The sequence below is a fragment of the Streptomyces sp. NRRL S-31 genome (assembly GCF_000718775.1).
Taxonomy (GTDB): domain Bacteria; phylum Actinomycetota; class Actinomycetes; order Streptomycetales; family Streptomycetaceae; genus Streptomyces.
Genome location: NZ_JOCB01000013.1, coordinates 56,032 through 75,881 on the forward strand (window position 1 = coordinate 56,032; position 19,850 = coordinate 75,881).

Annotated in this window: 16 protein-coding genes and 1 pseudogene; 12 read left to right on the forward strand and 5 right to left on the reverse strand. The window is 72.6% G+C overall.

What is annotated here, in order from left to right:
- Window positions 1–326 precede the first annotated feature (326 nt).
- Window positions 327–2,015 carry a phosphodiester glycosidase family protein gene (locus IF37_RS0107725; RefSeq protein ID WP_030738251.1) on the forward strand — a complete coding sequence of 563 codons (1,689 nt, stop codon included), beginning with the start codon at window positions 327–329 and terminating at the stop codon, window positions 2,013–2,015.
- A gap of 18 nt (window positions 2,016–2,033) precedes the next feature.
- Here the strand turns inward: IF37_RS0107725 and IF37_RS41715 are convergent.
- Window positions 2,034–2,446 (reverse strand): annotated as a pseudogene (locus tag IF37_RS41715) (alpha/beta hydrolase); the annotation flags it as partial.
- Between the two features lie 102 nt (window positions 2,447–2,548).
- Here IF37_RS41715 and IF37_RS0107735 point away from each other — a divergent pair.
- Both IF37_RS0107735 and IF37_RS0107740 read left to right on the forward strand, forming a co-directional pair.
- Window positions 2,549–3,091 carry a GNAT family N-acetyltransferase gene (locus tag IF37_RS0107735; RefSeq protein WP_037855940.1) on the forward strand — a complete coding sequence of 181 codons (543 nt, stop codon included), beginning with the start codon at window positions 2,549–2,551 and terminating at the stop codon, window positions 3,089–3,091.
- 326 nt (window positions 3,092–3,417) lie between these two features.
- Window positions 3,418–4,716 (forward strand): phosphatase PAP2 family protein, encoded by a 1,299-nt coding sequence (locus tag IF37_RS0107740; protein WP_030738256.1) that lies wholly within the window; start codon window positions 3,418–3,420, stop codon window positions 4,714–4,716.
- 202 nt (window positions 4,717–4,918) lie between these two features.
- Here the strand turns inward: IF37_RS0107740 and IF37_RS0107745 are convergent, their stop codons facing one another.
- Together IF37_RS0107745 and IF37_RS0107750 are read right to left on the reverse strand one after the other, a co-directional pair.
- Window positions 4,919–5,446 carry a DUF3592 domain-containing protein gene (locus IF37_RS0107745; protein WP_253915681.1) on the reverse strand — a complete coding sequence of 176 codons (528 nt, stop codon included), beginning with the start codon at window positions 5,444–5,446 and terminating at the stop codon, window positions 4,919–4,921.
- Between the two features lie 169 nt (window positions 5,447–5,615).
- The gene (locus tag IF37_RS0107750; RefSeq protein WP_030738262.1) at window positions 5,616–7,100 is read right to left on the reverse strand and encodes an alpha/beta fold hydrolase; all 1,485 of its coding nucleotides are present in this window, start codon (window positions 7,098–7,100) and stop codon (window positions 5,616–5,618) included.
- A 66-nt stretch (window positions 7,101–7,166) separates the two neighbouring features.
- Here IF37_RS0107750 and IF37_RS0107755 point away from each other — a divergent pair, with 66 nt between their 5' ends.
- Complete coding sequence (locus IF37_RS0107755; protein ID WP_030738265.1) at window positions 7,167–8,066, forward strand: MerR family transcriptional regulator; 900 nt, start codon at window positions 7,167–7,169, stop codon at window positions 8,064–8,066.
- A gap of 109 nt (window positions 8,067–8,175) precedes the next feature.
- Window positions 8,176–9,159 (forward strand): RimK family alpha-L-glutamate ligase, encoded by a 984-nt coding sequence (locus IF37_RS0107760; RefSeq protein WP_253915682.1) that lies wholly within the window; start codon window positions 8,176–8,178, stop codon window positions 9,157–9,159.
- A 173-nt stretch (window positions 9,160–9,332) separates the two neighbouring features.
- On the opposite strand, the gene IF37_RS0107765 is transcribed toward IF37_RS0107760, so the two are convergent.
- A complete protein-coding gene (locus IF37_RS0107765) occupies window positions 9,333–10,991 on the reverse strand; it encodes a catalase (protein WP_030738271.1) in 1,659 nt (552 codons plus the stop codon).
- Between the two features lie 226 nt (window positions 10,992–11,217).
- Here IF37_RS0107765 and IF37_RS0107770 point away from each other — a divergent pair, with 226 nt between their 5' ends.
- Window positions 11,218–11,643 carry a DUF6003 family protein gene (locus IF37_RS0107770; RefSeq protein ID WP_030738275.1) on the forward strand — a complete coding sequence of 142 codons (426 nt, stop codon included), beginning with the start codon at window positions 11,218–11,220 and terminating at the stop codon, window positions 11,641–11,643.
- Between the two features lie 152 nt (window positions 11,644–11,795).
- Here IF37_RS0107770 and yicI read toward each other — a convergent pair whose 3' ends face one another.
- Entirely contained in the window at window positions 11,796–14,066 is a 2,271-nt protein-coding gene (gene yicI / locus IF37_RS0107775) for an alpha-xylosidase (RefSeq protein WP_030738277.1), read from the reverse strand.
- 294 nt (window positions 14,067–14,360) lie between these two features.
- Here yicI and IF37_RS0107780 point away from each other — a divergent pair, with 294 nt between their 5' ends.
- From IF37_RS0107780 to IF37_RS0107805, 6 genes are all read left to right on the forward strand, one after another.
- The gene (locus IF37_RS0107780; protein WP_030738279.1) at window positions 14,361–15,599 is read left to right on the forward strand and encodes a sugar ABC transporter substrate-binding protein; all 1,239 of its coding nucleotides are present in this window, start codon (window positions 14,361–14,363) and stop codon (window positions 15,597–15,599) included.
- Between the two features lie 11 nt (window positions 15,600–15,610).
- The gene (locus IF37_RS0107785; protein WP_030738282.1) at window positions 15,611–16,561 is read left to right on the forward strand and encodes a carbohydrate ABC transporter permease; all 951 of its coding nucleotides are present in this window, start codon (window positions 15,611–15,613) and stop codon (window positions 16,559–16,561) included.
- 5 nt (window positions 16,562–16,566) lie between these two features.
- On the forward strand, window positions 16,567–17,400 hold the full coding sequence (locus IF37_RS0107790; RefSeq protein ID WP_030738286.1) for a carbohydrate ABC transporter permease: 834 nt from the start codon (window positions 16,567–16,569) through the stop codon (window positions 17,398–17,400).
- A 179-nt stretch (window positions 17,401–17,579) separates the two neighbouring features.
- Complete coding sequence (locus IF37_RS43430; RefSeq protein ID WP_030738288.1) at window positions 17,580–17,978, forward strand: hypothetical protein; 399 nt, start codon at window positions 17,580–17,582, stop codon at window positions 17,976–17,978.
- Between the two features lie 170 nt (window positions 17,979–18,148).
- Complete coding sequence (locus tag IF37_RS0107800) at window positions 18,149–19,234, forward strand: LLM class flavin-dependent oxidoreductase (protein ID WP_030738291.1); 1,086 nt, start codon at window positions 18,149–18,151, stop codon at window positions 19,232–19,234.
- Window positions 19,231–19,845: an FMN reductase gene (locus IF37_RS0107805; RefSeq protein ID WP_030738294.1), complete on the forward strand. Its 615-nt coding sequence runs from the start codon at window positions 19,231–19,233 to the stop codon at window positions 19,843–19,845. The genes IF37_RS0107800 and IF37_RS0107805 overlap by 4 nt, the downstream gene beginning before the upstream one ends.
- The last annotated feature ends 5 nt before the right edge of the window (window positions 19,846–19,850 follow it).

Below are 19,850 nucleotides of genomic sequence, written 5' to 3' on the forward strand. Positions count from 1 at the left end.
TGCTGTCTGCGTTGGTCTAGACCAACGCTCAGGCTATTGCGGTCGCTTGAACATGTCCATACCAATCTAGGGATGGTTTTCCGCCGCCCGGGCGTCCCGTGCCGCACGCCACCGCCGGGTCCCGCACCAGCTCGGACGGCACGTCATACGCAACCGTCCGGGGCCCCCGCGGTGGCGAGTTCATACGCCTGTCGTGAGCACGTCGGTTCGCGAGACGGTGGTCTTCACCCACGGCTGGTGCAGTGGGCCCCCGTTGTCCCCGTGCGGTCCGGGCGGCCGAAGGCGCGCCGGCCGGCCGCTCCCGAACCGTTCGTGAGGTGCATGCCATGCGTCCTGTCCGCATCCGGCGCGCGGCCCGCCGCTCCGCCCGTGTCCGCGCGAGGGTCGCGACGACCGCCGTGCTCGCCCTCGCGGCCCCGGCCCTGCTGACCGGGGCGGCGGAGGCGGGCTCCGCGCACACCGCGGCGACCGGCCGGTGGGCGACACGGACCGCGGCGACCGCGCCGTGGACGACCGGGGCGGCGGCCGGGCAGTGGACGACGCGGACCCTCGCGCCCGGGGTCACGGTCCACACCGGAGTCGTCCGGCGGCCCGACGTGACGCACGCCTGGACGGTCACCGTCCAGGCTCCCGTCAGCACCCGGTGGACCGCGAACGACCCCGACGCCCCCGCGAGCTGGGCCGAGGTGTCCTCCCGCGCCTGGGCCGACGGCACGGCGCGCGCGCTGACCGAGGCGGGCTTCCGGCCACGCGTGGAGGGCGTGCGGTGGCCCCGCTACGCCGACACCCCGCGGGGGCTGATGGGCCACCGGGTCCGCATCGGCCGCTTCACCACCCAGGAGGAGGCGAAGCAGACGGCCTCGGCGGTCACCGCGGCCGGCTTCCACACGACCCTCTCCTGGACCGGGTACGACGTCCAGGAACCCGCCGACCGGGAGAACCTCCAGGTGGCGGTCGTCGACCCGAAGACCTTCCACGGAAAGGTCGAGGCCACGCACGACGGCGACGTGACGCGGCGGCAGACCACCTCGGCCGTGGCGCGCGCATCGAACTCGCTCGTCGGGGTCAACGGCGGCTTCTTCGTGCTGACGGCCGGCGACGGCGTGCCGGGCACCATGTCCGGCATCGGGGCCTACCGGGGCGAGCTGGAGTCGATGGCGGTCGGCTCCCGCTCCGCGCTGCTCCTTCAGGACGGCGGTCGCCGGGCCCGGATCGCCGACCTGACGAGCACCGTCACCGTCCGCGCGGGCAGCGCCTCCTACCAGGTCCAGGGCATCAACCGGCTGCCCGGCATGGTCCGCGACTGCGGTCGTCCCGGCGCCACGCCCAGCGAACTGCCCTGGCAGGACGTGACGTGCCGGCTGGCCGACGACCTGGTGCGGTTCACCCCCGCCTTCCGGGCCGAGCTGCCGACCGGCCCCGGGGCGCAGGTGGTGCTGGACGGCTCCGGCCGGGTCGTCTCCGTCGGCGCGCGCGGCGGGCGCGTCCCGGCGGGCGGGGCCGTGTTGCAGGGCATCGGCCGGGCGGCAGACTGGCTGACCGAGCACGCCGAGCCGCACCGCCGCCTCACGACCGACGAGGCCGTCCGCACGGCCGGGGGCGGGCGCGTCGTCCTCGACGCCGACGACTCCCTCGTCAGTGCCGCACCGACGCTGGTGAAGGACGGCCGCATCGACATCGACGCCGCCGCCGAAGGCGTGGTCGACCCGGAGTACACCTCCTTCGGCTACGCGTGGGCCAACGTCCGTCAGCCGCGCACCATGGCGGGCATCGACCGGCGGGGCCGGCTGATCCTCGCGACGGTGGACGGACGGCTGAAGAACGGCAGCGAGGGGTTCACCCTCTACGAGGCCGCCGCGTTCATGAAGTCGCTCGGCGCCGTGCGGGCGATGAACCTCGACGGCGGCGGTTCCACCGCGATGGCCGTCAACGGGACGCTGGTCAACCAGCCGTCCGACGCCGCCGGTGAACGCGCCGTCGGCGACACCGTCCAGGTCCTGCCGGCGGACCGCTGACGGACCACCGGCGGCTCCTCACCGGCGCCCGTGCGCGAGCAGGGCGGTGACGAGCGCCCCCGGCGCCTCCTCGGCGATGTGGTGCCCGGAGCCGACCGGGCCGCCGTCCACCCGGTCGCCGGCCCAGTCGCGCCCGTAGAGGCCGGCGAGGTCGTCGCGGGCGGCCCGCAGTACCTGGAGCGGACGGCCGATGCGCCGGCCGGCGTCGTCGTGCTCCTGTCGATACCGAGCCCCGCCCGGTACCACGCGTCGGGGTCCGCGTTGATGACGCGCTCGGCCGGTTTGTCGGTCCGGCCGAGGAGGCACCGGTGCCACCAGCTCGCGGCGAACGTCGCGTCGCAGCGGCGCAGTGCCTCCCCGATGGGGACGGCGTCCAGCACGGTGACGACCGACACGGCCTCCGGGTGGTCCGGGGCGAGACGGGCGGCCACCCCGGTCCCCGCGGCGCCGGGTCCATGCCCCGGCCGTGTCCCCGGACGGCGTCGCCGCCGTCGGCCGCACGCGTTGTCAGACCCGGGCACTAGCGTGGGCCCATGACATCTCTCACTCTCGCGCCCTGGTCCGAGCAGGGGCTCGACCTGCTCCACCGGCAGAACACGACCGAGCTGACCGAACACATCGGAGGTCCCGAGACCGCCGAACAGGTCCGGCGCCGTCACGAGAAGTACCTCGGCCTGGACGAGGGCCGGATGTTCCTCGCCGTCCTGGACGGCCGGGTGGTCGGGTCGGTCGGGTACTGGCCCCGGGAGTGGGGCGGGCAGCGGGTCTACGAGACGGGCTACGGCATACTCCCCGAGCACCAGGGCCGGGGCCTCGCGGTCGATGCGGTGCGCCTGTGCGCGGCGCAGGCCGGCCGGGACGGCGCGAGCCCGTGGCTGCACGCGTTCCCCTCGGTCCACCACGACGCGTCCAACGCGGTCTGCCGCAAGGCGGGGTTCGAATGGGCGGGGGAGTGCGAGTTCGAGTACCCGCCGGGACACCTCATGCGCTCCAACGACTGGCGGCTCGCGCTGACCGGGCCGGACACCGCTCGGGGCCGGGCCGTGCCCCGGGGGGTGAGCGGCGGCGGGTCATAGCCCCCCGGGACGTCCGGCGGGTCATAGCACCCCCCCCGGGCGCCCGGGGGTGCACCGAGACGGTTGCCGGTGGCCGACCGGCACCTTGTCGGCGTCCGTGCGAGGGATGAAGATTCTGCCTCGGGGCTCTCGGCTAGCATGATCCGAACTCAGGACGAGCGCCCCGACGCCTGTCGTTCACCGGAAAAGCGTGGTATCCGGCGGAAGAGTTATATATTCACACGGAATCTACCAAATCGGCCAAACAATTGAAGCCTATAGCATCCCGGGTGCCTCCCCGAATAGACCGAAGAGACGAGCCGCCCCTGTGGCGTCACCCGCGGGTGATGTTCTACGGCGCGGCAGCCGCGGTGACCCTCGGATTCCTCGTCGCGCTGGAAATCGTCGCGCGGCACTATGACTTGCCGGGGCCGCTCACCACTCAGATTCGAGAGGTGATATATCCACCCAAATCGGGATTCCTGCTGTATGCCGGCATGGGATTGATGATGGTGGTGCTCACCTGGCGGCAACGGGCCGTCGCCGCCGCCATCGCGGTCGGCATCGACATCGTCTTCCTGCTGGTCCGGTGGGCGTTCGGCATCGAGCTGGGCGAGGGCCACCCCTTCGGCAACGGCGCGCTGTGGGTGGTTCTGGGGTACGCGGTCATCGCCGTCACACGCCGCACCGGCCGGGAACGCGTGCTGCTGCTCAAGGGCGTCGGGCTGGGGCTGCTGCTGGTGGCGGGCCGCAAGACCGGCGACGCCTGGCTGCTCATCACCTCCAAGAGCCGCCCGATGGTGCTCGACACCTACGTGGCCACGGCCGACCACGCGCTGGGCAACCCGTCGTGGCTGATGGGCCGGGCCGTCGAGGCCAGCGGCCCGGTCGGCACCCACATCCTCGACGTCGTCTACGGCCAGCTCGCGGTGGCCGCGGTCGTCGTCGCGCTGTACCAGCTGCGCAACGTGGCGGCGGAGCGTCGCTTCCCGAGCCACCACCTGGTGCGCACCTTCCTGGTGATCGGCCTCCTCGGACCGGGCATCTACATGATCTTCCCGGTGGTCGGGCCGGTCTTCGCCTATGGCCCGGGCGCGTCCGGCACCGGCGGCGTGGAATGGGCGGTGGCCAACCTGTGGCCGAACACGCCACCGCCGATCACCGCCCCGCACTCGGTGCTGTACGACGGGATCACCCCGCGCAACTGCATGCCCAGCCTGCACACGGCATGGGCCACCGCCATCTTCATCCACTCCCGCAAGGGCACGCGCTTCCTGCGGTACGCGGGCACGTTCTGGCTGATCGCCACGCTCTGCGCGACGCTGGGATTCGGCTATCACTACGGCGCGGACATCATCGCCGGCGTGGTGTTCACGCTCACGATCGAGGCCGCGCTGCGCGCGCTCGAACGGGGCTGGGACCGGGCGGGACTCCAACTGGCCGGCTACGGCGTGGCGGTCTTCGCCGCCCTCCTGCTGGCGTACCGCTATCTGTCCGTGGAGATGGCCGAACGTCCCTGGCTGTTCGGCCCCCTGCTGATCCTGGCGATGCTCTCGGTGATCTACGGCTACCTGCGGACCACCGCACTGTGGGAACCGAAGGCCGTACCGGCCGCGCAACCGGAACCCCAGCCCGAACCGGTGTGAGGCGCGGCGGCGCCGAACGGCTCGGTCCGCTGCCGATTCCCGCCCCCACGGCACCGGTCCGGGCCGGCCCCGCCCGCCGCGCGACCACGACGCATACCGCGCGACCACGACGCATACCGCGCGACCACGACGCATACCGCGTGACCACGACGCATGCCGGGCGCTCACGACGCATCCGCGCGCGAGCGAAGCCGTGCTGTGCTCACCGACGCGGTGCCGCGGGCGCCGGCACCACGCGCTTCGGGGGCGCGGCGCCGGAACGCCTCCGCGTCACCACGGCGGCGACCGTCCCGACGCCTCCGATGACGAGCCCGATCCCGCCGAAGACCAGCGGCAGGAGCCACAGCGAGGCGAACCCGTCGATGCGCGCGTCCCCGGGGGAGTCCGCGCGGTAGAGCACCTCCACCCGCTCACCCCTTTCGTACGCCGGCGGGTTGGACCCCGTGGAGCCCTCGAACGTCCGGTGTGTGCCGTCCGCCGGGGTGAACTCGACCACCGGGTACGCCACGGGAGCGTCGTTCCCCCGCCTCCTGCCGGACGTACCGCTGTGGTCGCCGCGCCACTCGAGGTCCACCACCGTGCCCTGGGCGTGCCGGGCGTCCGCCAGGAACGAGACCGTCAGTCCCGCGAGGACCAGACCGACGGTCAGGAACAGCGCCCCGAACGCGATCGCCCCGAAGGCGAACCACCGTGGGGCCCGCCGCCCCCGCATACGCACCTCGACCCGCACGATGCCCCTCTCACCCGTCTCGCCCTCACCCACCGTCAGGGGGACGCTATCCCAGGCCCCGCCGCCCGCCGCCCGCCGCCCGCCGCCCGCCGGGCATCCCCCGGAACCGGCACGGGTCCGCCGGACCGGCACCGTGGCACCGGACCGCGAACCCAGAAGCGTCAGGGCGTCAGGGCGCCAGGTGGGCGAGCACCGTGCGCACGGCGCGGGTCACCGCCTCGCGTGACTCGGCCGCCGGCTCGTGCACCTCGAAGCCGTGGACGCCGTGCGGGACGTCGATGATCTCGACCGGGGCCCCGGCCGCCTCCGCCGCGGTCAGGAACCGGTCCACGGTGGCGGCGATGTCCGGCGTCTCCAGCCCCGCCCGGGTGAGCACCAGGGGCGGCGCTCCGCTCCCGCCGGCCCGGAGCGCGCCGGCCGGACCGAACCGCTCGGGGACGGCGCCCCAGCCGGGCAGCGGGGCCAGGATCGGATAGTTCAGGGCGACGCAGCGCAGCCACCGCGGCGGGGCGGCGATCCAGTCCGCGGCGAGCAGCCCCGCGCCGGAGAAGAACCACAGGGCGACACGCTCCCGGTCCACCCGTGGATCGGCCCGCAGCAGCTCGACCGCCTCGGCCACGTCGTCGGCGGACCGCGCGTAGTCGGTGATGCCGTGCAGCCGGTGCTCCACGACGGCGCCCACGGCCCCCAGACTCGCCACGTAGCGGGCGTACCCGAGGTAGAACGGCCAGTCGCGCGGCGCGGGCACGAAGTCGGCTGGTACCGGGCCGCCGTGCACGAACAGCACCGCCGGCCTCGGCCCCCGCTCCTCCTCCGGCTCCGGCAGGTGCAGGTCCACACGCCCGTTCCGCACGCGGGGCCGTTCCGGGGCGTCCAGTGGGAAGGGCCGCAGGAACGCCGGTTCACCCTCGGGCGCCGTCAGCCGTCGTCCCTCGCCCGCGGCCGCGCGCACCAGCACTTCGGCCAGCAGGTCCGGGCAGGAGAGCATCGGCCAGTGACCGGTGTCCAGTTCGAAGAAGCCCACCCGCGGATCGGCCAGCTTCCTCAGCTGCGGCGGGCCGGAGTCCACCAGTGCCTGGATGCCCGCGATGGTCATGCCGCCCGCGGTGCACAGGACCGCGCTGGACGGTACGGCGTCCACCGCGCCCGTCAGCCGCAGCGGCTGGGTCAGCGTACGCGGCGGCTGGGGGCGGGCCGAGCGGCTCAGCAGCTCCAACCGGTCCGCCGTGAGGCCCTCCGTGCTGCCCCAGCGGTGCCAGTCGGACGGCTGCGGCGCCGGTACCGGCCGGGGGCTGCCACCGGAGCCCAGCAGCTGGTGCACCGCCGGATCCGGGACCAGGGCCAGCGCCGGATCGCCGTCCCGCGGCAGCCCGGCGTCCAGGTGCACGACGCGGGCGACCCGCTCCGGGCGGCGGTCGGCCGCGCCCAGCACCGGGTGGATGGCGTAGTCATGGCCGACCAGCACGACCTGCGGCACGTCGAGGGAGTCCACCAGGCGGACCACGTCCCCGATGTGCGTCTGAAGATCCGCCTCGGGCCGCATGCCCAGGGTCACCGGGTGCGCCGCGGCACCCGCCTCCCGGAGCCGGCCGGCCACCGCGTGCCAGATCCGCCCGTCGGTGAACGGGCCGGAGACCAGGACGAACACAGACATCAGCGCCTCCAGACAGTAGTGTCGTCACCGGTAACGTAGGAACTCCCCCTGAGGGAGGTTCAACCCTTGCCATCGGACGGCACCCTGAGCATCGGTGAGCTCGCCGCGCGCGCGGGAACCACGGTCAAGACCATCCGCTTCTACTCCGACCAGGGCCTGCTGCCCGAGACGGCGCGCAGCGGCGGCGGCCACCGGCGCTACGGGCCCGACGCCCTGGCCCGGCTGCGCACGATCCGCTCGCTGCGCTCCCTCGACGTTCCCGTTCCCGAGATCAAGCGCGTCCTCGACTCCGGGGACGGCCTGGAAGCCGTCGTCGCGCGCCGGCTGGACGACCTCGGCACCCAGCTCGCCGCCCTGCGCTGGCGCGAGGCCGCGCTGCGGGCGCTCCAGGAGAGCGACCCCGACCAGGTGGCGGAGCGCCTGGAGCTGATCGGAGCGGTCGGCGTCCCGCCCAGCACGGCCGCCCTCGACCGGTACTGGCGCCGGCTGCTGCCCGTCCGGCTCTCCGCCCGGCTCCGCTCCCGGATCACCGAGGCGGCCGTACCGCCGCTGCCCGCCGACCCCGGCACGGACCAGGTCCTCGCCTTCGCCCGCCTGCACGCGCTGGCCACGGCCGCCACCGACCACTGCCTCGCCTCCCACCGGCCCGTCACCGTCGCGCACCCGGACCTGCTCTACGACGGGCTGCGCGAAGCCCACGACCTGGTGGACGCCGCCGTCCGGGCCGGCACGCCGCCGGCCCCGGGAGAGGCGCTGGACTGCTACGTCGCCGCTCACGCGCGTGCCGCCGGCACCCGGGACACCCCCGCCTTCCGCCGGGCCCTCACGGTCCGGCTCGCCGCGGAGGACCACCCGGTGATGCGCCGCTACTGGCGACTGGCGGGGGAACTGGCCGACGCCCCGACGCTCGGCGCGGCCGACGCCTGGCTCCGCGAGGCCCTGACCGCGAGCACGGCGACGGACTGAGCCCCCGCTCCTCCATCGGCACAGCCCGTGACACCGCGATCACGGAAATGCGAGACTGGCCCGTCGACGGCCCGCGGGCGGTGGGCGGCTGAGCGGTGGAGGAGCCGGAGTGGTCGAGCAGCACCCTGTCGAGCCGGACATCCCACCCGCCTTGGCCGACGTGTGGATGCTGGTGCGGCACCGGCCGTGCGCGCTGCGCCGGTCCACCCGCGAACTGGCGGCGGCGCTCGCCGCCGCCCACGGCCCCCGCTTCGCCCTCTGGCACACCGACGAGCTGCTCTTCGGCGTCCGGGGCGGCCGGCTGACGCTCCGGACCCTGGGCGGTGTGGAACTCCACGCCCCCCGGGTGGTGTGCGTACGTCAGGTGCCCGGCCCCATGCGCGACGACCGCGAGATCACCCTGCTACGGCACCTCGCCCGCATGGGCAGCACCCTCGTCAACCCGCTCGACGCCCAGCTCGCGTCCCGCAACAAGATCTGGCAGTCGCAGGAACTCGCCCTCGCCGGACTGCCGGTGCCCGACACCCTCTCCTACGCCACCGCCCCTCTGGAGGGCGTGGTGCGCAGTCCCGGCCTGGACACCCCGTGCGTGGTGAAGTCGGTCAGCGGCGCCAAGGGCGGACAGGTCTTCCTCGTCCGCGATCCGCGCCTGCTGCGCGAGGTGGCGGGCAGCCTCACCCGCGAGACACCGTTCCTCTTCCAGGAACACGTGGCGCCCTCGCACGGCCGTACCCTGCGCGTGCTCGTCGTCGACGGCGAGCCGGTGGGCGCCGTACTGCACACCGCCCCCGACGGCGCCCTCGCCGCCAACATCGCCCGGGGCGGCTCGGCCACCCCGTGCCCGGGCCGCCACCCGCGGGCGGAGGAACTGGCGGTGCGGGCCGCGCGCGCCCTGGGCCTGGACATCGCCGGGGTGGACCTGTTGTTCACCTCCCGGGACACCTACACCATCTGCGAGGTCAACGCCGTCCCCGGCTGGCGCCCGGAACTGACCGCGGTCGTCCCCGCCATCACGGCCTGCGTCGCCCGCCGCCTGGCCGGCCATGACCGCACCGGACCGGACGGGACCCCGGGGGCGCGGAAAACCACATGACGCGCGGCGCCCGGTGACCCACAAGGCGGTGCCGCGGCCGGACTCGGGGATCGGCCGCGGCACCACCACCCAGGGGCACTCACCACGCATCCGACGAGTGCCCTGCCCCGGCGGGTGCATACGGGGCCGAACGGGTGGTCCGGACGGCGAGGACGAGACCGGCCGGCGGTCACTCAGCGGGAGACTTCGTGCCGCTCGTCCGGGACGCAGTGCGTCATGGTGAGGCCCTCGACGTCCCGCGGCGGGTTCTTGCCCAGGTTCGACAGTCGCTGCTTGTCCTCCTCGGTGAGGTCCTGGCTCGCCAGCGGCTCCAGGTCCGCGACGTCCTCCGGACGGATGCCGAGCCCTTCACCGACCCGGAGCCCGAGGTCGTTCTCCACCAGCAGGAAGTGCCACACCATCCGCTCCTGGATGGGCCGGTCGCACCGGGAGAGCTGACCCACCAGGTTCCGCACCAGGTCGTCGCGCTCCCACTCCTCCATGAGCAGGTACCGCTGTCCCGCTTGCAGGTAGTCGTTGGTGCGGGGGATCCGCGCGCGGGTGAGACGGCCGCGGATTTCGGGTCCCTGCTCGTCGTGCGTCGGGTACTGCGCCTCACGCAGGCCGCCCCGGATCGACGGCTCGTAGTTGACGCTCGGGTTCTCCGCGCCGCCGTCGATGTGGTACGTCATCTGGCCGTCGCGCTGGTTGGTGCGCACCTTGGCGTTCCGCGCCTGGTTGACGGGCAGCTGGAGGTAGTTGGGACCGACCCGGTACCGCTGCGTGTCACTGTAGGAGAAGGTCCGGCCGACGAGCATCTTGTCGTCGGAGAAGTCCAGGCCGTCCACCAGGACGCCCGTGCCGAAGGAGATCTGCTCGTTCTCCGCGAAGAAGTCGTCCGGCATCCGGTCCAGCACCATCCTGCCCACCGGCTTCGGCGGGAAGTCCTGCTCGGGCCAGGTCTTGGTGTCGTCCAGCGGGTCGAAGTCGAGTTCCGGGTGCTCCCCGTCGTCCATGACCTGCACCAGCAGTTCCCACTCGGGGCAGTCGCCGCGCGCGACCGCCTCGTACAGGTCCTCGGTGGCGTGACCGAGGGAGCCGGCCTGCACGTTCGCGGCGTCCTCCTCGGTCATGGAGCGCACGCCCTGTTTCGGCATCCAGTGGTACTTGACGAGTACGGTGTTGCCCTCGGCGTTCACCCACTTGTACGTGTTCACGCCGAAGCCCTGCATGTGGCGGTAGTCGGCGGGGATGCCGCGCGGGCTGAACAGGTTGACCAGCATGTGCATGGCCTCGGGCGTCTGCGACATGAAGTCGAAGATCCGGTTCGGCTTCTGCCGGAAGTCCACCGGGTCCGGTTTGAGCGCGTGGATCACGTCCGGGAACTTGACGGCGTCCCGGATGAAGAAGACGCCCAGGTTGTTGCCGACCAGGTCCCAGTTGCCGTCCTCGGTGTAGAACTTCACGGCGAACCCGCGGGGGTCGCGCGCGGCCTCGGAGGAGTCCCGGCCGCCGATCACGGTGGAGAAGCGGAGCGCGACGTCGGTGCGTTTGCCGCGCTCCTGGAACAGCCTGGCGCGGGTGTACCGGCTGATCGGCTCGTCGCCCCAGGCACCGTACGCCTCGAAGTAGCCGTACGCGGTCACGCCGCGGGCGTGCACCACCCGCTCGGGGATGCGCTCCCGGTCGAAGTGGCTGATCTTCTCCAGGAACTGGTAGTTCTCCAGCGTGGCTGGGCCCCGGGCGCCCACGGTGCGCTGGTTCTGGTTGTCGTAGACGGGATGACCCTGCCGGTTGGTCAGGATGCCCCGGTCGTCCCCGTTGCCGGGTCCGGTGCCTGCTGCGTCCGTCACGATCTGGACCTCTCGAAGCGAAGGGTGGTACGACAAGCGTCGCCACGGCCTGTGCACGAGTACCCGCAGGCGCACGGCCACACCCCCGCGGACCCCCCGTACGGGCCTGGCCGTGAGGAGCATCCGGCGTCACCCGGCCCCCGGTCCCCGCATCGCTGCGCTATGCGGGCCGGAACGGGGTAGGGGGACGGCGAACAGTCGAGGAACCTGTCTCGAGGAGTTGCTCATGACCGATGACGCGTACCTGTTTCTCGTCGACGATCCGGCCGCGCCAGTCGGTACGCCGCTCACGGCGGTCGGGCCGCTCGCCTGCCTGGAGACACCCGCGGTCCGCGCCTGGCTGGACGCCCACGGCGTGCCGGCCACGTCCCCGCGGCTGCGTCTGCTGCCCCCCGGGCAGACCGGGCTGATCGCCGAGGAGGAGGAGCGCCTGCCGGTCCCGCTGAGCGACGAGGAACTCAGCCGGCTGCGCGGCCGGACCGGCCCGGAGCCGCTGGCGACGATCGAGTCGGAACTCCTGGCCTACCGGGACTGCGCCGACGGCCGCGACGAACTGCTCGCCCGGGCGCTGGCCGCGGGGGTCAGCCCCGACCGCGTCGCCGAACTGACCGGCGAGGACATGACGGTGGTCAGGGCCGCCGCCACCAGCTGAGTTCCCCGCTCTCCCCGGACACCCGGCAACCCGGCCGCCCCCCGCCGGGGCCCGGCCCGTGGTCCCCGCTGTCGTCCCGTTCACGGCGTGGACCCGGCCCCGCGCGGGCGGCGGACCGACGCGGCCGTACGCGCTGCCCCGACGGCCTCGGCTCAGTCCAGGGGCACGACCACCTCACCCGTACCGGTCGCGCCGGCGCCGCCGGGGACACGGACGGTGAACGGGCGGTCGGTGCCGCGTGCGGTGACACGGAGTCGGGTGCCCTCGCGCCGCACGGTGAACGCGGCGGCCGGAGCGCCCGTCAGGTCGGGCACCGTGGTTTCGGCGGTGTAGCCGGGCGCGCCCGTGGGGTGGACCAGCAGGGTCGGGGTGTCCAGCCAGTCGCCGTCCGGACGGCTGTCGTCGGCGGCGAGCGGCAGGACGGCGCCCTCGCGGACGTACAGCGGCAGGCTGTCGTAGGCGTGCCGCTCGGTGCGCCACGCCGGGCCGGTGACCCGTTCGCCGGTCAGCAGGTGCGTCCAGGTGCCCTCGGGGAGGTACACCTCGACCTCGCCGTCCGCTGTGAACACCGGGGCGACCAGCAGGTCGGGGCCGAGCATGTACTGGCGGTCCAGCGGGCGGCACGCCGGGTCGTGCGGGAACTCCAGGAGCATCGGGCGCATCACCGGGACGCCGGTGCGGTGGGCCTCGGCCGCGGCACCGTAGAGGTAGGGCATGAGACGGTGCTTGAGCAGCGTGAACCGCCGGGCGACCGCCACGGCCTCCTCGCCGAAGTTCCACGGCACCCGGTACGACGTGGAACCGTGCAGACGGCTGTGCGAGGAGAGCAGCCCGAAGGCGAGCCAGCGGGTGAACACCGCGGGGTCGGGCGTGCCCTCGAATCCGCCGATGTCATGGCTCCAGAAGCCGAAACCGCTCAGCGACAGGGACAGCCCGCCGCGCAGGGACTCGGCCATGGCCTCGAAGGACGACCAGCAGTCACCGCCCCAGTGCACCGGGTACTGCTGGCCGCCCGCGGTGGCGGAGCGGGCGAAGACGACGGCCTCGCCCCGGCCGCGCTCCTCCTCCAGGAGTTCGAAGACGGTCCGGTTGTACAGGTGGGTGTAGTAGTTGTGCATCCGCTCCGGGTCGGAGCCGTCGTGCCAGACGACGTCGGTGGGGACGCGCTCGCCGAAGTCGGTCTTGAAGCAGTCCACGCCCTGGTCGAGCAGTGCCTTGAGCTTGGCCTGGAACCAGGCGCGGGCGTCGGGGCCGGTGAAGTCGACCAGACCCATGCCGGCCTGCCACAGGTCCCACTGCCAGACGTCGCCGTCCGGGCGGCGCACGAGGTGGCCGAGGGCGGCCGCCTCCTCGAAGAGGGGCGACTTCTGGGCGATGTACGGGTTGATCCACACGCTGACCTTCAGCCCCTTCTCCTTGAGCCGGGCCAGCATGCCCTCCGGGTCGGGGAAGACGGCGGGGTCCCAGGCGAAGTCGCACCACTGGTACTCCCGCATCCAGAAGCAGTCGAAGTGGAAGACCGACAGCGGGATGCCCCGCTCCGCCATGCCGTCGACGAAGGACGTCACCGTCGCCTCGTCGTAGTCGGTGGTGAACGACGTGGTCAGCCACAGGCCGAACGACCAGGCGGGCGGCAGGGCCGGGCGGCCGGTCAGCGCGGTGTAGCGGCCGAGGACCTCCTTCGGCGTGGGACCGGCGATCACGTAGTACTCGATGCTCTGGTCCTCCACGCTGAACTGCACCTGGCCGACCGACTCGGAGCCGACCTCGAAGGAGACCGCGCCGGGGTGGTTGACGAAGACGCCGTAGCCGCGTGAGGAGAGGTAGAACGGGACGTTCTTGTACGCCTGTTCGCTGCTGGTTCCGCCGTCGGCCTGCCAGACGTCGACGACCTGGCCGTTCTTGACGAACGGGGTGAAACGCTCGCCGAGGCCGTAGACCTGCTCGCCCACCCCGAGCGCGAGCTGGGCGAGGACGTGGTGCGCTCCGTCGCCGGTGGTGGCGAAGGCGGTGCCCTTGGCGCCGGCCCGGGTCAGCTCCCGTCCGTCCGCGCCGTGGAACGCCAGGGTCCACGGCGCGGCCTCGTCCAGGCGGAGGGTCAGCGGTCCGCTGGTCAGCTCCGTGACGGTGCCGTCGCGGCGCACCGCGCCCGCGCCGCCGGCCTCGCCGGTGAGGGCGAAGTCCGGGCCGGGGCGGCCCCGGCCGGCGTGGTGCGTGATCCGGACACCGATGACGCCCTCGGCGGGCGAGAAGCAGTCGACCGTGAGGAGCGGCGCGTTGAGCGTGTCCCCCCTCCGCGTCACCTTCTGTACGGCGGCATAGGCGGTGAAGCGCTTCGATTCCAAGCGTATGTCACGGGCCTCGGTGGCGTACGCGATCTGTACGCCGTCGCGGATGCGCCAGAAGCCGTCGGTGAACTTCATGTTCTTCCTCAGGGGAGGTGGAGGGGCGGGGGAGAGGGGTGCGAGTGCGGTGCGGAGGCGTCGCCCGGCTCGCCGATCGTACACAGGGCGTGCCCGCACGGAACCGTCCCGGTAGCTTAATTTCCAGGCTGAGCAGCAGCGATTACGGAGGTATACGTTCTTGTCACGGTCCGTGGCGCGAGAAAGGGCAGGTGCTCGGGTCTGGCGCCCGGGGCTGTGCATGGCGTATTAGTCATCACAATAAACAAACGCGTCCGGCATCGTCGCCGGACGGTACGACAGCAAGGGCCACCTATGTCGAAGCGCTTCAACAGACGCTCCCACAGGGCCGTGATACCCCTCGCAGCCGTCTCCGCGTTGACCGCCGGGGCCGCACTGACCGGCTGCGGCCAGCAGCGCGACCACTCGGTCTACACCGTGCTGAACTCGTCGACCGACGAGACGTACCACCGCTGGGACGCGCAGGCGATGACCCGCTGCGGCCGGGAGCTGGGCGTCACCGTCGAGCAGCAGAGCGTCCCGGCGGCGCAGGTGATGACGAAGGCACTGCGCATGGCGTCCTCGAAGTCACTGCCCGACATCGTGCAGTTCGACGCCTCGGAGATGCCGACGTTCGCCGAGGCCGGCGGGCTGGTCGACCTCGGGAAGCTCGGCCTGGGCACCCGGGACGTCCCGCAGGGCATCGTCGACTTCGGCTCGTACAAGGGGACGTACTACGGAGCCGCCCGGTCGGTGAACACGCTCGCGCTCTTCTACAACAAGGACGTCCTCGGCCGGGCGGGCCTGAAGGTGCCCACCACCTGGGCGGAACTGCGCGACACCGCGAAGCGGCTGACGCACGGCAGGACGTACGGCCTGGCGCTCAGCGCGGGCGGCGCCGAGGACGGCGTCTTCCAGTTCACGCCGTTCATGTGGTCCAACGGGGGCGACGAGACGCGGCTCGACGGGCCGCGCGTCGTGGCGGCGCTGGACTACTGGAAGGCACTGCTGAAGGACGGCTCGCTGTCGAAGGCCACGGTGGGCTGGACGCAGGCCGACGTCAACGACCAGTTCATGGCGGGCAACGCGGCGATGATGATCAACGGCCCGTGGCAGGTGGAGACCCTGAACACCAAGAAGTCACTGCACTGGGGGATCGCGCGGATCCCGGTGCCGAGGGCGGGGGAGAAGTCCGTCGGCCCGCTGGGCGGCGCGGTGCTCACCGTGCCCCGCACCGGTGACGAGCACCGGGAACGGACGGCGGGCAGGATCGTCGCCTGTCTGTCCAGCGAGCGCGAGCAGCTGACCTACGCGCGCAACAGCTGGATGGTCCCCGCCAACGAGAAGGCCGCCGCCGTGTGGCGCAGGCAGGTGCCGGAACTGGACGCGCTGGCCGACCAGGTGGCCACGGCCCGCTCCCGCACGGCCAGGCTCGGCGCCGGCTGGTCCGGGGTGTCGCTCGCCCTCCAGAGCGCCTTCCAGTCCGCCCTGACCGGCCAGTCCAGCCGGACCGCCCTCCAGCACGCCCAGCAGCGGGCCACGAGCGGGAACTGAGGTACGCGCAGATGACCACGTCCACCGTCACCGCGTCCGCGCCCACCGGGGCCGCCCGGCCCGCCGGACCGGACACCGGCCGGCCGCGGCGCCGGCACCGGCTGTCCCAGTGGGGATTCGTCGCCCCCGCGGTCCTCTTCATGCTGCTCTTCTTCGGCTACCCGCTCGTCCGCAACGTCGTGATGAGCTTCCAGCACTACACGCCGGAGACGTTCTTCACCGGCGATGCGCCCCTCAACGGCCTCGACAACTGGTCGAAGGTCTTCCAGGACGCCCTGTTCGGCAAGGCCCTGTGGCACACGCTCGTCTTCACCGCGGGCTCGCTCCTCGGCCAGTTCTGCGTCGGCCTCGCCCTCGCCGTCTTCTTCAGCCGCGGCTTTCCGCTGAACGGTGTCCTGCGGTCGCTGATCCTGCTGCCCTGGCTGGTGCCCATGGTGGTCTCCGGCATCGTGTGGCGGCGCATCCTCGACCAGGACACGGGGGTGCTGAACTCCTTCCTCGACACCCTCGGCCTGGGCGGCCACACTCCATGGTTGACCAGTCCACATATGGCCCTGCTGTCGGTCATCCTGGTCAACATCTGGATCGGCATACCGTTCAACCTGGTCATCCTGTACGGCGGCCTGCAGGAAGTCCCCCGCGAGCTGTACGAGGCTGCGGCCCTGGACGGCGCCTCCGCCTGGCGCGCCTTCCGCTCCGTCACCCTGCCGGTGCTCCGCCCCGTCATCACGGTCGTCCTCGTCCTGGGCTTCATGTCGACGGTCAAGATCCTCGACCTGATCCTGGCCCTCACCGACGGCGGCCCCGCCGACGCCACCCAGACCCTGGGCACGCTCACCTACCAGAACTCCTTCGTCCGGCTGGACTTCGGGGCGGGCGCCGTCATCGGCAACGTACTCATCCTGATCTCCGCGGTGTTCGCGGTGTTCTACCTGCGGGCCAACCGCACCGAGGGGAAGTGATCGCGATGGCAGCCGAGAACCCGGGGCCACGCACGGAAAAGCGCCGCTGGGGCTCCACCGTGGCGGGCGTGCTGGTGCTGTGCGTGATGCTCTTCCCGCTGTACTGGATGCTCGACACCGCCCTCCAGCCCGAGGCCGGGCTGCTGGAGGTCGATCCGGTGCCGCACCGCCTGGACCTGTCCGGCTTCGCCAAGGCGCTCGGCGACCAGGGCGGGCACCTGCTGACGTCCCTGGTGGTCTCGCTCGGCGCGGTCGCCGTCTGCCTGGTGATCGCCGCCCCGGCGGCGTACGGCCTGGCCCGGTTCCGGCTCCGCGGCACGCGCACCCTCGTGTTCGGCACGCTCATCACGCAGATGGTCCCCGGGATCGTCATCGCCAACGCGCTCTACACCTCGTACGTCGACCTCGGCCTCGTCAACTCCTACCTCGGACTGATGCTCGCCGACGCCTCGCTCGGCATCCCCTTCTCCATCGTGCTGATGCGGTCGTTCATGGTGTCCCTGCCCGGCGAGGTGCTGGAGGCCGCGCAGCTGGACGGCGCCGGCCGGCTGCGCACCTTCCTCCGCGTGGTGCTGCCGATGAGCCGCAACTCCCTGATCACCTCGGGCCTGTTCGCGTTCCTGTTCTCCTGGAGCGACTTCATGTTCGCGCTCACCCTCAACACCACCGACGACGTCAAGCCGATCACCCTGGGCATCTACCAGTACATCGGCGCGCACGTGGGCGACTGGGGTTCGGTGATGGCCGCGTCCGTGCTGTCCGCGGCCCCCGCCGCGGTCCTGCTCGTCCTGGCGCAGAAGTACATCGCCGCGGGCATCACCGGCGGCTCCGTGAAGTGACCCTGGGCCCCGCCACCGCCTCCTGCCGGACCGAGGGCGCGGCCCGCGAGGGCCGGGGGTACGCTCACCGCCCCTTGCCTCCCGGTCGGACGCGGGCCGCCGGCCGCCCGGCGTCGGCCCCCGATCCGGGACGGTCCGCTCGCCGCCGGGCGGGCGGACCGCAGACCGCATCCCGAAGGGTGAACAGCCACGGACGGCGGCGTGTCGCGAGCACGGCGCCGTCCGGGGGCGATGGACGCGACCTGCGCCCGGCCGACCGGTACGTCCGGCCCGGCCGCGTGGCCTCCTTCGCGACGGTCGTGGCGGCCGCGCGGCAGCGGGGCGAGTGCGCGATCGGCTACCGCGCGCACACCCCGGGCGCCGCGCGCCGCCACGAGGGCATCCGGCTCCGCCCGGCGAAGTCCGAACGACGGCAGTGGGCGGCCGAGGACGAGATCGTCGTGCTGCCGCCGGGACCCGCGACGGCCGACGGCGGCCCGCACGAGCGGGACGTGCTGCCCGGAACGAGACGGGACACGGAGGCGACCGACGCGCCCGCCGGCCGCCCGCCGGGGGCACCCGGCGGGCCGGGACCGTGACCCGGGCACAGCAGGTCGGAGCGGTGGAGACGGCGCCCCGGCCGCCCGCGTCCGGCCGGACGGGACAGGGCCTTGTGGGACAAGCGTTCCTGCACGCACAGACATGCCGGCCGCCCGGAGCATGCCTACATTTCCGGTACTCATATCAGTTGCTGGAACGAAGAGGCCCAATGCAGTTCGGAATATTCTCGGTCGGGGACGTCACCCCCGATCCGACCACCGGCCATACTCCGTCGGAGAACGAGCGCATCAAGGCGATGGTCGCCATCGCGCTCAAGGCGGAGGAGGTCGGGCTGGACGTCTTCGCGATGGGCGAGCACCACAACCCGCCGTTCGTGCCGTCGTCGCCCACCACGATGCTCGGCTACATCGCGGCCCGCACCAAGAACCTGGTCCTCTCCACCTCCACCACGCTGATCACCACCAACGACCCGGTGAAGATCGCGGAGGACTACGCGATGCTCCAGCACCTGGCCGAGGGCCGGGTCGACCTGATGATGGGGCGCGGCAACACCGGCCCGGTCTACCCGTGGTTCGGGCAGGACATCCGCCAGGGCATCAACCTGGCCAAGGAGAACTACGCCCTGCTGCGCCGCCTGTGGCGCGAGGACGTGGTGAACTGGGAAGGCAAGTTCCGCACCCCGCTCCAGGGCTTCACCTCCACCCCCCGTCCGCTGGACGACGTACCGCCGTTCGTCTGGCACGGCTCGATCCGCTCCCCGGAGATCGCCGAGCAGGCCGCGTACTACGGTGACGGCTTCTTCCACAACAACATCTTCTGGCCCGCCGACCACACCAAGCGGATGGTCCAGCTCTACCGGCGGCGGTACGCCTACCACGGTCACGGCCGGCCCGAGCAGGCCATCGTCGGCCTCGGCGGACAGGCGTTCATGCGGAAGAACTCCCAGGACGCGGTGCGCGAGTTCCGCCCCTACTTCGACAACGCGCCCGTCTACGGGCACGGCCCGTCGCTGGAGGAGTTCACCGAGCAGACCCCGCTGACGGTGGGCTCCCCCCAGCAGGTCATCGAACGGACGCTGGCCTTCCGCGAGAGCGTCGGCGACTACCAGCGCCAGCTGTTCCTGATGGACCACGCGGGACTGCCGCTGAAGACGGTCCTGGAGCAGCTCGACCTGCTCGGCGAGGAGGTCGTGCCGGTGCTGCGCAAGGAGTTCGCGATCGGCCGCCCGGCCGACGTGCCGGACGCCCCCACGCACGCGTCCCTGCGAGCGGCCCAGGAGGTGTCCGCCGCATGAGGATCGTCGCCGTGTCCGCGGGTCTGAGCACCCCGTCCTCCACCCGCCTGCTCGCCGACCGCCTCGCCGAGGCGGCGCGCGGCGACCTCGCCGCCCAGGGCCACGAGGTACAGGTCGACGTCATCGAGCTGCGCGAACTGGCCGTCGCCGTCGCCAACAACTTCGTCACCGGCTTCCCGTCCGCCCCGCTGGCCGCCGCCATCGACGCGGTGACCAGCGCCCAGGGCGTGATCGTCGTCACCCCCGTGTTCACCGCCTCCTACAGCGGGCTGTTCAAGTCCTTCTTCGACCTGATCGACCCGGACGCCCTCACGGGGAAGCCGGTCCTGATCGCGGCGACCGGCGGCACGGCCCGCCACTCCCTGGTGCTGGAGCACGCGCTGCGCCCGCTCTTCGCCTATCTGCGCGCCACCGTCGTCCCCACCGCGGTGTACGCGGCGTCCGAGGACTGGGGCTCCGGCGGCGACGAGTACACCGAGGGCCTGCCCGGGCGCATCCGGCGGGCCGCCGCCGAGCTGTCCGCGCTGATGGCCGCCCGCCCGGCCGACGAGACACCGGAGGACGACGTCACCGCGCTCGAACGGCAGCTCTCCGACCTGCGCTTCGACTGAGGCGC